The 13,374-nt window shown below is 71.3% G+C and carries 9 protein-coding genes and 1 tRNA gene; 7 read left to right on the forward strand and 3 right to left on the reverse strand.

Annotation, left to right across the window (positions count from 1 at the left end; genetic code table 11):
- The first annotated feature begins 152 nt into the window (after positions 1 to 152).
- The 3 genes from RI578_RS31875 to RI578_RS31885 all read left to right on the forward strand — a co-directional run bounded on the left by RI578_RS31875 (position 153) and on the right by RI578_RS31885 (position 3,497).
- Complete coding sequence (locus RI578_RS31875) at positions 153 to 2,888, forward strand: Tat pathway signal sequence domain protein (RefSeq protein WP_310874280.1); 2,736 nt, start codon at positions 153 to 155, stop codon at positions 2,886 to 2,888.
- A gap of 39 nt (positions 2,889 to 2,927) precedes the next feature.
- Positions 2,928 to 3,386, forward strand: a complete 459-nt coding sequence (locus RI578_RS31880) for an SRPBCC family protein (RefSeq protein ID WP_310874281.1) — start codon at positions 2,928 to 2,930, stop codon at positions 3,384 to 3,386.
- 39 nt (positions 3,387 to 3,425) lie between these two features.
- Positions 3,426 to 3,497, forward strand: a tRNA-Val gene (locus RI578_RS31885).
- A 141-nt stretch (positions 3,498 to 3,638) separates the two neighbouring features.
- On the opposite strand, the gene RI578_RS31890 is transcribed toward RI578_RS31885, so the two are convergent.
- A complete protein-coding gene (locus RI578_RS31890; protein WP_310874282.1) occupies positions 3,639 to 4,364 on the reverse strand; it encodes a 3'-5' exonuclease in 726 nt (241 codons plus the stop codon).
- Positions 4,365 to 4,535: 171 nt separating this feature from the next.
- Here RI578_RS31890 and RI578_RS31895 point away from each other — a divergent pair, with 171 nt between their 5' ends.
- From RI578_RS31895 to RI578_RS31910, 4 genes are all read left to right on the forward strand, one after another.
- Complete coding sequence (locus RI578_RS31895) at positions 4,536 to 5,102, forward strand: DUF4365 domain-containing protein (RefSeq protein ID WP_310874283.1); 567 nt, start codon at positions 4,536 to 4,538, stop codon at positions 5,100 to 5,102.
- Positions 5,099 to 6,370 carry a hypothetical protein gene (locus RI578_RS31900; RefSeq protein WP_310874284.1) on the forward strand — a complete coding sequence of 424 codons (1,272 nt, stop codon included), beginning with the start codon at positions 5,099 to 5,101 and terminating at the stop codon, positions 6,368 to 6,370. Before RI578_RS31895 ends, RI578_RS31900 begins: the two co-directional genes overlap by 4 nt.
- 91 nt (positions 6,371 to 6,461) lie before the next feature.
- Entirely contained in the window at positions 6,462 to 8,438 is a 1,977-nt protein-coding gene (gene thrS / locus RI578_RS31905) for a threonine--tRNA ligase (RefSeq protein WP_310874285.1), read from the forward strand.
- A 77-nt stretch (positions 8,439 to 8,515) separates the two neighbouring features.
- Positions 8,516 to 9,076 (forward strand): HIT domain-containing protein, encoded by a 561-nt coding sequence (locus RI578_RS31910; RefSeq protein WP_310874286.1) that lies wholly within the window; start codon positions 8,516 to 8,518, stop codon positions 9,074 to 9,076.
- 84 nt (positions 9,077 to 9,160) lie between these two features.
- On the opposite strand, the gene RI578_RS31915 is transcribed toward RI578_RS31910, so the two are convergent.
- Both RI578_RS31915 and RI578_RS31920 read right to left on the reverse strand, forming a co-directional pair.
- Positions 9,161 to 10,822 (reverse strand): hypothetical protein, encoded by a 1,662-nt coding sequence (locus tag RI578_RS31915; RefSeq protein ID WP_310874287.1) that lies wholly within the window; start codon positions 10,820 to 10,822, stop codon positions 9,161 to 9,163.
- A gap of 265 nt (positions 10,823 to 11,087) precedes the next feature.
- Positions 11,088 to 13,286, reverse strand: a complete 2,199-nt coding sequence (locus RI578_RS31920) for an elongation factor G-like protein EF-G2 (protein WP_310874288.1) — start codon at positions 13,284 to 13,286, stop codon at positions 11,088 to 11,090.
- Between the last annotated feature and the right edge of the window lie 88 nt (positions 13,287 to 13,374).

A 13,374-nucleotide genomic window follows, 5' to 3' on the forward strand; every position in this document is an offset into this window, starting at 1 on the left:
CGGCGCCTCCGCCCCCGGGGCCGGCGCCCCGGCGCCACACCTCTCTCTGTCATGCCCGTGACAGGCATCGCTCGCACGTGGAGCCATGCCCTCGACACCTCCTGCACCCGCCCCGCCCCACCTCGCCCCGCACGGAACGGAAAGGAAAGGCCATGTCCCCCATCCCCCGCAGGTCCCTCCTCAAGGCGGCCGCCGTCGCCGGCGCCGCCGCCCAGTTCAGCTGGGCGCTGGGCGCGAAGAACGCCCAGGCCGCGCCCGCCGCCAAGGACGCCGACGCCGACCCCGTCACCCTGACCTGGCTGGAGGACGGCGGCCTCGGCGCCGCCCCCGGCTCCACCGTCGGCGTCCCGTGGCCCAAGGGCACCTACCAGCAGGACCAGTCCTTCGCCGTCACGGACGCGGACGGCAAGGCCGTACCCGCCCAGTCCTGGCCCCTCGCCTACTGGCCGGACGGCTCCCTCAAGTGGACCGCGCACGCCGTGGGCTCCGGCAACGGCGAACTCACCCTGACCGCCGGCACCCCCGCCGCGCCCGCGAAGAAGGTCACCGTCGACCGGCGCGGCGGCACCATCGACATATCGACCGGTGTCATCACCGCGAGAATCGGCAAATCCGGATCGACCCTGATCAAGTCGGTCACCAGAGGCTCCACCGAGATCGCGAAGAACGGCCGCCTCGTCCTGCTGCGCCAGCCCGAGATCGAGGACGGCGACCAGGGCACCGTGAAGTACGAGCGCTTCGACGGCGCCATCGACGAGGTGAAGGTCGAGCAGGACGGCCCGGTCCGCGCCGTCGTCCGCATCGACGGCAAGCACCGCAAGGGCCACCGCGGCTGGCTGCCCTTCTCCATCCGCCTGTACTTCTACGCGGGCGCCGACTCCTTCCGCATGGTGCACACCATCACGTTCGACGGGAAGCAGGAGCCCGGCAAGGCGAGCGGCGACTTCATCCGCGGCCTCGGTGTCCGCTTCACCGTCCCGATGCGCGACGAGTCCTACGACCGGCACATCCGCATCGGCGGCGAGGGCACCGGCCTGCTGCGCGAGGCGGTCAAGGGCATCACCGGCCTGCGCCGCGACCCCGGCGCGGCCGTGCAGGCGGCGCAGTTCGCGGGGGAGAAACTGCCCGACCCCGCCACCTGGGACCAGCGCGTCACCACCCGCCTGAAGTACATCCCCGAGTGGGGCGACTACACCCTCTCCCAGCTCTCCGCCGACGGCTTCTCCCTGCGCAAGCGCACCAAGAAGGGCCACGGCTGGATCGGCGCGGGCGGTGGCCGGCGCGCCTCCGGCTTCGGCTACGTCGGCGGGACGAGCGGCGGACTCTCCTTCGGCCTGCGCGACTTCTGGGAGAAGCACCCCGCCCAGCTCGACATCCGCGACGCCCAGACCGACGAGGCCGAGGTCACCCTCTGGCTCTGGTCGCCCGAGGCCCAGCCCATGGACCTGCGCTTCTACCACGACGGCATGGGCCAGGACACCTTCCCCGAGCAGCTCGAAGGCCTCAACATCACCTACGAGGACTACGAGCCCGGCTTCGGCACCCCCTACGGCATCGCCCGCACCTCGGAACTGCTGTTCTGGGCCAACGCCGCCACCCCGAGCGCCGAGACACTCGCCGAACAGGTGGAGGCAGTGCGCGTGCTGCCCCAGCTGGCCGCCCCGCCGGCGCAACTCATCAAGTCCAAGGTCTTCGGCCCCGGCCTCTACTCCGAGCCCGACCGCTCCACACCCGCCAAGGCGAAGATCGAGGACCACCTCGACTTCCTCTTCACCTACTACAAGGACCAGGTGGAGCAGCGCCGCTGGTACGGCTTCTGGGACTACGGCGACGTCATGCACTCCTACGACACCGCCCGGCACCAGTGGCGCTACGACGTCGGCGGCTACGCCTGGGACAATTCCGAACTCTCCCCGGACCTGTGGCTCTGGTACGCCTACCTGCGCTCCGGCCGCGCCGACATCTTCCGCTTCGCCGAGGCCATGACCCGGCACACCGGCGAGGTCGACGTCTACCACCTCGGCGAATGGGCCGGCCTCGGCACCCGGCACGGAGTCCAGCACTACGCCGACAGCGCCAAGCAACAGCGCATCGCCAACACCACCTACCGGCGCTACTACTACTTCCTCACCGCCGACGAACGCGTCGGCGACCTCATGCACGCCAACGTCGACTCCGACGAGACCTTCCTCGCCCTCGACCCGCTCCGCAAGATCCGCACCGAGCCGTACACCCCCGACCGCCACGCCCTGTCGGTCGGCTTCGGCACCGACTGGAGCGGCCTGGTCTCGGCGTGGCTGACCGAGTGGGAACGCAAGGGCCCCAAGTGGGAGAAGGCCAAGGCCCGCGTCCTGTCCACCATGGAGACCATCGCCGCCCAGCCCAACGGCTTCGTCCAGGGCAGCGGCCTGTACGACCTGGACACCGGGAAGTTCGCCGTCGCCGACACCCCGAAGGTCGAGGTGTCCCACCTGTCGGCGGTCTTCGGCCTGAACGAACTGTGCGCCGAGCTGATCGACCTGGTCGACATGCCGGAGTTCAACGAGGCGTACTACGACTACTGCCGCTACTTCAACGCCTCCAAGGCCGAACAGGCGGCACGGTACGGCAGCAACTTCGGCAGCCTGATCCTCTTCCAGGGCCACTCGCGCCTCGACGCCTACGCGGCCGTACAGACCGGGGACGAGAAGCTCGCCACGCGCGCGTGGCAGAAGTTCTACAACTCAGACGGCTACAAGGAGTCGGCACCCTGGAAGACGGAGAAGCTGAGCGGCCCGACCACGCTGGTGCCGGGCAGCGAGGCGACCTGGGTGTCCACCAACGACACCGCGCTCTACGGCCTCGCCGCCATCGAGAACCTGGCACTTCTGGGCGACAGGATGCCGTAACCGGCCCGTGAGGGGCGCGGGCCCGGGCACACTCCACAGGTGGACTGGAACCATTACCGATTCCGCAGCCTGTGGGCCCTGCCCGGGCCCGTCCCGGCCGTCTTCCGCGCGCTGGACCGGATCGAGGACTATCCCCGCTGGTGGCCCCAGGTGCGCCAGGTCACCCGGCTCGACGGCACCAGCGGGGTCGTCCGGTTCCGCTCACTCCTCCCGTACGACCTGACCGCGACCCTGCGCGAAGGCCGGCGCGATGCGGGCGCGGGGGTGCTGGAGGTCGCCATGACCGGCGACATGGAGGGCTGGGCGCGCTGGATGGTCGCCCCGCGCGGCACCGGCGCCCTCGTCCGCTACGACCAGGAGGTCGACGTACGCAAGCCGCTGCTGCGCCGCCTCGCCGTGCCGGGACGACCCCTGTTCCGGGCCAACCACCGCCTGATGATGCGGGCGGGACGGCGCGGACTGGCCGCCCACCTGGAAGGCGGTCGCCAAGCGGTTTGAAGGAAACGCGCCGGGCCCTGTATTGTTCAGTGCGTTCCCGGGCGATTAGCTCAGTGGGAGAGCGCTTCGTTCACACCGAAGAGGTCACTGGTTCGAACCCAGTATCGCCCACGTTCGCGAGAGCGACGTGTGTCCGCAGACAACGCGGACCACGTCGCTCTCGTCGTGTTCTGCGCGGCTTCGCCGCGCGAAGTGAGGGCTCCGCCACCCACACCCCCGTGCCCGGCGTCGCTCGCGGCCGGGGTGGTTCGCTCACGCCGCCGCCGGCAGGTCCGGCCGCAGCGGCCAGGCCGGGTCCACCGCCTCCTCCGTCCCGTTGAGCGCGAACCACGCCTGCAGCCCCCGCGCCTGCCCCGCGTGCCAGACGGCCTGGAGCGTGTGCAGCTCCGCGGCGGACAGGCGCTCCAGCCGCCCCGGGAAGCGGCGCCCCACCGCCCGTACGACCTCCAGCGCGGCCTGCGCGTCGGCCGCCGCGTCGTGCGCGTCCGCCAGCTCCACGCCGTAGTGGGCGCACAGGTCGGTGAGGGTGCGGCGGCCCTTGCGGTACCGGTCCAGGTGTTTGTCGAGCACGCGCGGGTCGAGGACGTGCAGCGACGTCCGCTCCACCCAGCGGCCGAGGGAGGAGGCGCGGTGCCTGCGCAACTCCCGGTCCAGCAGCGTCAGGTCGAACGGCGCGTTCATCACCACGAGCGGACGCCCGGCGCGGGCCTGCTCGGCCAGCGCCTCCGCTATCTCGTACATCACCGGCGCCGGCCAACGGCCGTGGCGCCGCACATGCTCCTCCGTCAGCCCGTGCACCGCGGTCGCCGCCTCGGGCACCGGCACGCCCGGGTTCACCAGCCACCGGGTCACGCGCGGCCTCAGCCCCGGCGCGTCCTGCACGACGAGGGCCGCCGACATGATCCGGTCGGTCTCGACGTCCACACCCGTCGTCTCCGTGTCGAAGGCGGCCAGCGGCCCCTCGAACCAGCTCGTCATAGGGCACTCAACTCCTCGTCCGCGTACGGCAGCTGACGCGCCGTCTTCTGTCCCGATTCGGTGATACCCGGGCTGTTTGCGGCGTACGCCGGAAGGACACAACAGGAGTACGGGTCCTCGCAGTTCAGCGACCCGCAGTGGGGACACACCAGTTCTGGAAGGCTGTTGGCCATGGCCATAGCGCAGCCCGAACGGGGCGGGCTGCTGCCCGAGCGCACGGCACCCTCTCGCGGCTCTCTCGCCACCACCGCCTGCATGGAGACCTTGCAGGTCGGCTACCTCCACGCGGTCGCCGCGGCGGCGGGCTGCTCGCTCTCCCAGCCCTTCCCGGACAACGGCATCGACTGGCACGTCAGCCACAGCGCCCCCGGGCACACGGTCGACGACGAGGTCACCATCAAGGTGCAGCTCAAGGCGACGTACCAGATCCCACCCAACCCGCCCGGCCGCTTCTTCTCCTTCACGCTCGACAACGACCACCTGGCGAAGCTCGCCCGCACCCCGGTCTCGGTGCACAAGATCCTGGTCGTGATGATCGTCCCCCGGTCCCGGGACCAGTGGCTGCGGGCCGGCCACGACCGGCTCGATCTCAGGCACTGCTGCTACTGGACCAACCTCGCCGGACACCCGGTCACCGGCCGGCGGCGCACCACCGTGCGGATACCGACCGCGCGGGTCTTCGACGACCGGGCGCTGTGCGAGATCATGACGCGGGTCGGGACGGGAGGGAAACCATGACGCACCGCCCGACCGGCGAACCCCTGCGCGCCGTGCGGCCGCACCCCGCCGACACCGCCGGTGACCCGGCCTGGGACGACGGCCGCCCGCCCGAGTCCGGCACCGTCGACCCGGCCGTGCTGACCGCCCTGCTCCACCGGCACGGGTGGCGGCGTCGCGGCGGCGCCCCGGGCCGCTACGGCCGCTGGACCCCGCCCGGCCCGGCCGCCGGTGCCACCAGCCTGCTGGTGCCCGTCAGCCGCGCCTTCCCCGACAGCGACGACCTGCTCGGCGAGGCACTGCTCGCGCTGTCCCGCAGTGGCACGCCCGCCGCCCGCGAGATCCTCCTCTCCCTCGCCGTGCCCAGCGACGAGATCCGCTGGGGGCGCGACGTACCGACCGGGCCCGGCGACACCGCCTCCTGGACCGTGGAGGAACAGCTGCGCTCCGCCGCCCGCCGGATGCTGCTCGCCGGAGCGCTCGCCACACGCGCGCGTGCGGGCTACTACGGTGCACGGCACCGGCGCGCCGCCGCCGAGGCCCTGGAGAACGTCCTGGTCGGTCCCGCCCCCGGCGGCCGCCGGCTCACCGCGTTCGTGCCGGTCACCACCGGCCGCCCCCTCGCCGTACGCCTCCACCACGCCCTCTACGCCGCCCGCGAGGCCGTCGACTACCGGCGGGCCACCGGCGGCATGGAGGCCTTCGACACGGCCGTCGCCGCGGGCGTCAGCCACGAGCTGACCGAGGCGCTCGTAGCCCTCGTGCGCGGCACGGAGGGCGCCCGGATCGCCGTCGACTGGGCGCCGGCCGCCGGGATCCCCGAGGGCTGCGCCGCCTACGCCGAACCCGTCGAGTTCTCGCCCGGCGACCTGCCCGCCCTGCGCGAGGCCGCCGCCCGCTACCTGCGCGCCGAGCCCTCCGTACCGGTCCGGATCACCGGCACCGTCGTCCGCATGCGCCGTCCCGGGCCGCGCGGCGCGGGCACCGTACGGCTGCGGGTGCTGGCCGGGGCGGACGTCCCGCACGTACGGATCACCCTGGACGAGGAGGCCTACCGGATCGCGGGGCACGCCCATCTCGTCGGGCTGCCGGTGCGGGTGCTCGGGCGGCTGGAGAGCCGGGGCGGATTCCGCCGGCTGACCGGCGCCTGCGAGATCGCCCCCGTGCAGGTCGACGACGCGGAGCGGGACCGGCTGCTGAAGGCGGTCCAGGAGCACGTGGAGGTGGCGGCCTTCTTCGAGGAGACCTGCGGAGGGGACGGCGAGGACGACGGCGACCGCGGGGACTGATTTCGCGGTGAGCGGGCCGGGGTCGGTACGATCGCCCTCATGCGTGCGCTTTGGTATGGCGCCGCAGCCCCACTTCAGTCAGGAGAGACCGGTGTCAGACGTCCGTGTGATCATCCAACGCGATTCCGAGCGGGAAGAACGCGTGGTGACTACGGGCACGACGGCCGCCGAGCTCTTCGCCGGCGAGCGCTCGATCGTCGCCGCCCGCGTGTCCGGTGAGCTGAAGGACCTCGCCTACGAGGTCCAGGACGGCGAGACCGTCGAGGGTGTCGAGATCTCCTCCGAGGACGGTCTGAACATCCTGCGCCACTCCACCGCGCACGTCATGGCGCAGGCCGTGCAGGAGCTGTTCCCCGAGGCCAAGCTGGGCATCGGCCCGCCCGTCAAGGACGGCTTCTACTACGACTTCGACGTCGAGAAGCCCTTCCACCCCGATGACCTCAAGGCCATCGAGAAGAAGATGCAGGAGATCCAGAAGCGCGGCCAGCGCTTCTCGCGCCGCGTCGTCACCGACGACGCCGCCCGCGAGGAGCTCGCCGACGAGCCGTACAAGCTGGAGCTGATCGGCCTCAAGGGCTCCGCGTCGCACGACGACGGCGCGGACGTCGAGGTCGGCGCCGGCGAGCTGACGATCTACGACAACCTGGACGCCAAGACCGGCGAGCTGTGCTGGAAGGACCTCTGCCGCGGTCCCCACCTGCCCACCACCCGGAACATCCCGGCGTTCAAGCTGATGCGCAACGCCGCCGCCTACTGGCGCGGCAGCGAAAAGAACCCGATGCTCCAGCGCATCTACGGCACCGCCTGGCCGTCCAAGGACGAGCTGAAGGCGCACCTGGAGTTCCTCGCCGAGGCCGAGAAGCGCGACCACCGCAAGCTCGGCAGCGAGCTGGACCTGTTCTCCGTCCCGGAGCAGATCGGCTCAGGCCTCGCGGTCTTCCACCCCAAGGGCGGTGTGATCCGCCGGGTCATGGAGGACTACTCGCGGCGCCGCCACGAGGAGGAAGGGTACGAGTTCGTCTACACCCCGCACGCGACGAAGGGGAAGCTCTTCGAGACCTCGGGCCACCTGGACTGGTACGCCGACGGCATGTACCCGCCCATGCAGCTCGACGAGGGAGTGGACTACTACCTCAAGCCCATGAACTGCCCGATGCACAACCTGATCTTCGACGCGCGCGGCCGCTCGTACCGTGAACTGCCGCTGCGCCTCTTCGAGTTCGGGACCGTGTACCGGTACGAGAAGTCGGGCGTCGTGCACGGCCTGACCCGGGCCCGCGGCTTCACCCAGGACGACGCGCACATCTACTGCACCCGCGAGCAGATGTCGGAGGAGCTCGACAAGACGCTCACCTTCGTGCTGAACCTGCTGCGCGACTACGGCCTGACCGACTTCTACCTGGAGCTGTCCACCAAGGACCCGGAGAAGTTCGTCGGCTCCGACGAAGCCTGGGAAGAGGCCACCGAGACGCTCCGCCAGGTCGCCGAGAAGCAGGGCCTGCCCCTGGTCCCGGACCCGGGCGGCGCCGCCTTCTACGGCCCGAAGATCTCCGTCCAGACCAAGGACGCCATCGGCCGCACCTGGCAGATGTCGACCATCCAGCTCGACTTCAACCTGCCGGAGCGCTTCGACCTGGAATACACCGGCGCGGACGGTGCCAAGCAGCGCCCGGTCATGATCCACCGCGCGCTGTTCGGCTCCATCGAGCGCTTCTTCGCGGTGCTGCTGGAGCACTACGCGGGCGCCTTCCCGGCGTGGCTGGCGCCCGTCCAGGCGGTCGGTATCCCGATCGGGGACGCGCACGTCGAGTACCTGGAGAAGTTCGCCGCGGCGGCCCGCAAGCAGGGGCTGCGCGTCGAGGTCGACTCCTCCTCCGACCGCATGCAGAAGAAGATCCGCAACGCTCAGAAGCAGAAGGTGCCCTTCATGGTCATCGCGGGCGACGAGGACATGACGAACAACGCCGTCTCCTTCCGCTACCGCGACGGCTCCCAGGAGAACGGCATCCCCGTCGACGAGGCCATCGCGAAGATCGCGCAGGTCGTCGAGGAGCGGGCGCAGGTCTGATCCGAGGATTCCCAGGGCCCCCGGGAGATCCCGGGGGCCTTTCCCGGTCGCCGCGCACGACGCCATATGCTGCACGCATGACGAGTGAGCCGGAGCAGCAGATGGGCGTGGGGACCCAGGACGCGTTCCAGCGCCTGTGGACGCCCCACCGGATGGCCTACATCCAGGGCGAGAACAAGCCGAGCGGCCCCGGCGCCGACGACGGCTGCCCCTTCTGCTCGATCCCGGCCAAGTCCGACGAGGACGGGCTGGTCGTCCGGCGCGGCGAACACGTGTACGCGGTGCTCAACCTGTACCCGTACAACGGCGGCCACCTGATGACCGTGCCGTACCGCCACGTCGCCGACTACACCGAGCTGACCGACGTGGAGACCGCGGAGCTCGCCGAGCTGACCAAGCAGGCGATGACGGCCCTGCGCACCGCGTCGGGCGCCCACGGCTTCAACATCGGCATGAACCAGGGCACCGTGGCCGGCGCGGGCATCGCCGCCCATCTCCACCAGCACGTCGTGCCCCGCTGGGGCGGCGACACCAACTTCATGCCGGTCGTCGGCCACACGAAGGTACTGCCGCAGCTGCTGGGGGACACCCGCAAGATGCTGGCGGAAGCCTGGCCCTCCAGCCCGTCCGGCGTTTGAGGACGAGGCCGTCCAGGCCGAAGCGGGGTCTGGGGGCGCAGCCCCCAGCGACGGTCACGCCAATCCCGCGCGACCGCCGAAGGCCTACGCGTTGTACAGGTCCGCCTTACCCGGCGTCGGATCCTGCACCGCCGTACTGAGGAACGCCGACCGTGTCCCGAACTTCTCGGTGTCCACGCCGTTCTCCTCCAGCACCCTGATCGCCGACGAGTGCACCACCCGCAGCACCGGCGCCGCCGCCCGCAACGCGTCGTCGGCCATGAAGCGGTGGCGCCACGGCTGGTCCGCCCACGCGTGCCGCAGCCCGAACGGCTCCGGCAGGACGATCGTGCCGCCGAGCCAGTTCAGCAGCGGTGGGTACCAGGTGAGCGGGGCGCGGACGGCGAGCCGTACCACCTCGTTCGCGGTGACCAGCGGGAGCATCACCTTGCGCGTCTCCCACGGCTTGAACGACTTGGCGACCTCCTTGGAGGGAGCCTCCGGCTTCGTGGTGAACAGCGGGTTCACCGGGCCCAGGGCGTGACCGGTGACCTCGATGCGCAGCGTCTCGTGCAGCACGGTCACCGCGATCAGCATGGTGATGACCAGCTGGCCGTCCCACAGGGTCCACTGGACGCCCAGGTAGTGCCGGTCACCGGCGCCGAACTGCTGCTTGTTGCAGATGTCCTGTATCGCGTGCGACTTGACCTGGTACGCCTCGACGTCCGTGCCCTCGGGACGGGACACCGCCTTGGCGTTCTCCCCGATGGGCGTCACGACCCAGTGCCGTATGGACGGCTTCGTGAAGCCGCCGGTGTTCAGCGGGCCGCGCTCCAGCATGCGCAGCTGGTCGTGGATGGCCCGGACGACGTCCCAGCTGCGGAAGGGGTGGATCTCCCGGGTCGGGTCGGCCGGCACCAGGTTCTCGGCGAGCTGCCAGCTGCCCCAGCGGGTGCCCATGCCGAGTATGCCCTTGGGGCCGGCGTAGAAGACCGAGTTGGACTGCTGCTCGGCGCCGAGCTTGGCCAGGGACTGGCGCAGTTGCTCGGCCGCGGTCTCGCCCGGGTTGCTGGGCACCGCCTCGGGGACCTTGGCGCCGACGCCGCTGCCCGACAGGAGGCCGTCCCAGCGCTCCCGCAGGTCCCTCGCCGTGCCCTCGCAGATCCGCTTGGCCCAGAACCAGCCGACGACGGGCAGGACGACCGCGGCGCGCGCGTACCAGGCCCAGAAGCCGGAGAAGGGCATCTTGACGAGGAACAGCACGGCCAGCGCGGCGATCGCCACGAGTACCGCGGTGCCCAGCGCCCCGGCCTGTTTGTTCTCCGCCTTGGCGACGGTGGTGCGGATCTGGAAGCCGAGCAGCCAGACCAGCATGCCGGGCAGGAACAGCAGACCGCACAGCACGATCACCGTGGACAGCCGGGCGTCGCGCGCCTTGCGGATGCCGTTGGCGGCCAGGCAGTGCTCGACGACCACCTGTGGTTCGGCGCCGAAGGACTGGATGAGGGGCTTGCGGTCGCCGCCCAGCATCCGGTCGGCCACCGCGCGGGAGAAGGCCTCGCCGAGGTTCGGTCGGAAGATGGTGGCCCAGGACCGGCCCGCGTTGAGGGTCGTCTGGTGCCACTCGTTGTCGGCCTTCTTGATCTCCTTCAACTCGCTGTCCCGGTAGGCGGCCGAGGCCAGCGCGAAGGTGGCCGTCTGGCCTCCGTCGTCCGTACGCGGCACCTGCGGTCCGAAGAAGTCCGCGTAACCGCCGTCAACGGTCATTCCCGCCCCCGATCGCCACCACTGTCGCTCCTGCGGCCTTCCCGACTTCCGTGCCCGGCACACCTGTTGATCAGGTCATCAGCGTATCCGCCGACACCGACATGCGGCACCGGACGGCGAAAGGCGCCCCCGCGCGCGCGGTTCGCCCCGGTGTTGCGCCGTCGTGCGCCCGCACCCGGCAGATCGGTAACGGGACTCTTCCCGGAGGGAGTTGAACGTGCGACCGGCGCGGAGCAAGTCCGCGCCGGCCCTCTGCCGCGCACCCCTAGGACGCCGCCCGCAGCTCCTCCCGGAGGCGTTCCGCGATCTGCGGCGGCATCGGTTCGTGCCGCGCGTAACGGCGGCCGAAGCGCGCGGTGCCGTGCGTCAGGGAGCGCAGGTCCACCGCGTACCGGCCGATCTCGATCTCCGGTACCTCGGCCCGGATGAGGGTCCGCCCGCCGCTCGTCTGCTCGGTGCCGAGCACCTTGCCGCGCCGTCCGGACAGGTCGCTCATCACGGCGCCCACGTAGTCGTCGCCGACCAGCACGCTCACCTCGGCCACCGGCTCCAGCAGATGGATCCTCGCCTGGGCCGCGGCCTCCCGCAGCGCCAGCGCGCCGGCCGTCTGGAAGGCGGCGTCGGAGGAGTCCACCGAGTGCGCCTTGCCGTCCCGCAGCGTGACCCGCACGTCGATCAGCGGATGCCCCGCGGCGACGCCCTTGGCGGCCTGCGCGCGGACGCCCTTCTCGACGGACGGGATGAACTGCCGGGGCACCGCGCCGCCGACCACCTCGTCCACGAACTCGATGCCCGAACCGCCCGGCAGCGGCTCCACCTCGATCTCGCAGATGGCGTACTGACCGTGTCCGCCGGACTGCTTCACGTGCCGCCCCCGCCCGGCGGCCCGGTCCCCGAACGTCTCCCGCAGGGAGACCCGGTGGGGTACGACGTCGACCTGGACGCCGTAGCGGCTGCGCAGCCGCTCCAGCGCGACGTCGGCGTGGGCCTCGCCCAGGCACCAGAGGACCACCTGGTGCGTGTCCTGGTTCTGCTCCAGGCGCATCGTCGGGTCCTCGGCGACCAGCCGCGAGAGCCCCTGGGAGAGCTTGTCCTCGTCGGGCTTGCTGTGCGCCTGGATGGCGAGCGGCAGCAGCGGGTCCGGCATCTCCCACGGGGCCATCAGCAGCGGGTCGTCCTTGGCCGAGAGCGTGTCCCCGGTCTCCGCGCGGCTCAGCTTGGCCACGCACGCCAGGTCGCCCGCGATCACGTGCGAGACCGGCCGCTGCTGCTTGCCGAAGGGGGTCGACAGGGCGCCGATCCGTTCGTCGACGTCGTGGTCCTCGTGGCCGCGGTCGGCCAGCCCGTGCCCGGAGACGTGCACCGTCTGGTCGGCGCGCAAGGTGCCGGAGAACACGCGGACCAGCGAGATCCGGCCGACGTACGGGTCGGAGGACGTCTTGACGACCTCCGCGACCAGCGACTCGTCGGGATCGCACATCCGCAGCTCGCGCGGAGTGCCGTCGGGCGTGGTGACCCGGGGCGCCGCGCGCTCCAAGGGGGTCGGGAAGCCGCGCGTGACCAGTTCCAGCAGCTCGACCGTGCCGAGCCCCTGCCGGGCGCCCTCGGCCGCGGGCGCGGCTGCCAGCACGGGGAAGAACACCCCGCGCGCCACGGCCCGCTCCAGATCCTCGATGAGCGTCTTGACGTCCACCTGCTCGCCGCCGAGATAGCGCTCCATGAGGGTCTCGTCCTCGCTCTCCGAGATGATCCCCTCGATCAGCATGGAGCGGGCCTCGTCGAGCGACGGCAACTGTTCCTCGCCCGGCTCGGACTCCTCGCGCTCCCCGGACGCGTAGTCGAACAGCTTCCGCGACAGCAGCCCGACGAGTCCCGTCACGGGTGCGTGCCCGTCGGGCGCCTGCGGCCCGTGCAGCGGCAGGTACAGCGGCAGCACGGCGTCGGGGTCGTCCCCGCCGAAGGCCTCCGCGCAGATCCGCGTCATCTCCTCGAAGTCCGCGCGGGCGGCCTCCAGGTGCGTGATCACGATGGCGCGGGGCATGCCGACGGCGGCGCACTCCTCCCACACCATGCGGGTCGAGCCGTCCACCCCGTCGGAAGCCGAGACGACGAAGAGGGCCGCGTCCGCCGCCCGCAGACCGGCCCTCAGCTCACCGACGAAGTCGGCGTACCCGGGAGTGTCCAGGAGATTGATCTTGATGCCGTCCCATTCGACCGGCACCAGGGAGAGCTGTACGGAGCGCTGCTGCCGGTGCTCCATCTCGTCGTAGTCCGAGACGCAGCCGCCGTCCTCCACGCGGCCCGCCCGGTTCAGTGCTCCCGCCGTCAGCGCGAGAGCTTCCACCAGAGTCGTCTTGCCCGATCCGGAGTGGCCGACCAGCACCACATTCCGTACGGACGTGGGGTGGTCGGCCGCCGTAGCCCTTCCGGCGGCTCCGGGATGGGTGTGTGCCTTGTCGCCCATGTCCTTGCCTCCCGTGCACGGTGAGGTCACTGTGGGCGCGGACACGCGGGACCGCGTGCACTGGCGGCTCCGGCGACGCCCGCGGTCC

It is taken from the genome of Streptomyces sp. BB1-1-1 (genome assembly GCF_031597775.1).
Lineage (GTDB): Bacteria > Actinomycetota > Actinomycetes > Streptomycetales > Streptomycetaceae > Streptomyces > Streptomyces thinghirensis.

Coding starts and splice junctions, on each gene's coding strand:
- RI578_RS31890 (WP_310874282.1), bottom strand. CDS start 4,364: ATGACGAGCTGGTTCGAGGGGCCGCTGGCCGCCTTCGACACGGAGACG.
- RI578_RS31900 (WP_310874284.1), top strand. CDS start 5,099: ATGACGCACCGCCCGACCGGCGAACCCCTGCGCGCCGTGCGGCCGCAC.
- RI578_RS31915 (WP_310874287.1), bottom strand. CDS start 10,822: ATGACCGTTGACGGCGGTTACGCGGACTTCTTCGGACCGCAGGTGCCG.
- RI578_RS31875 (WP_310874280.1), top strand. CDS start 153: ATGTCCCCCATCCCCCGCAGGTCCCTCCTCAAGGCGGCCGCCGTCGCC.
- RI578_RS31910 (WP_310874286.1), top strand. CDS start 8,516: ATGACGAGTGAGCCGGAGCAGCAGATGGGCGTGGGGACCCAGGACGCG.
- RI578_RS31895 (WP_310874283.1), top strand. CDS start 4,536: ATGGCCATAGCGCAGCCCGAACGGGGCGGGCTGCTGCCCGAGCGCACG.
- RI578_RS31920 (WP_310874288.1), bottom strand. CDS start 13,286: ATGGGCGACAAGGCACACACCCATCCCGGAGCCGCCGGAAGGGCTACG.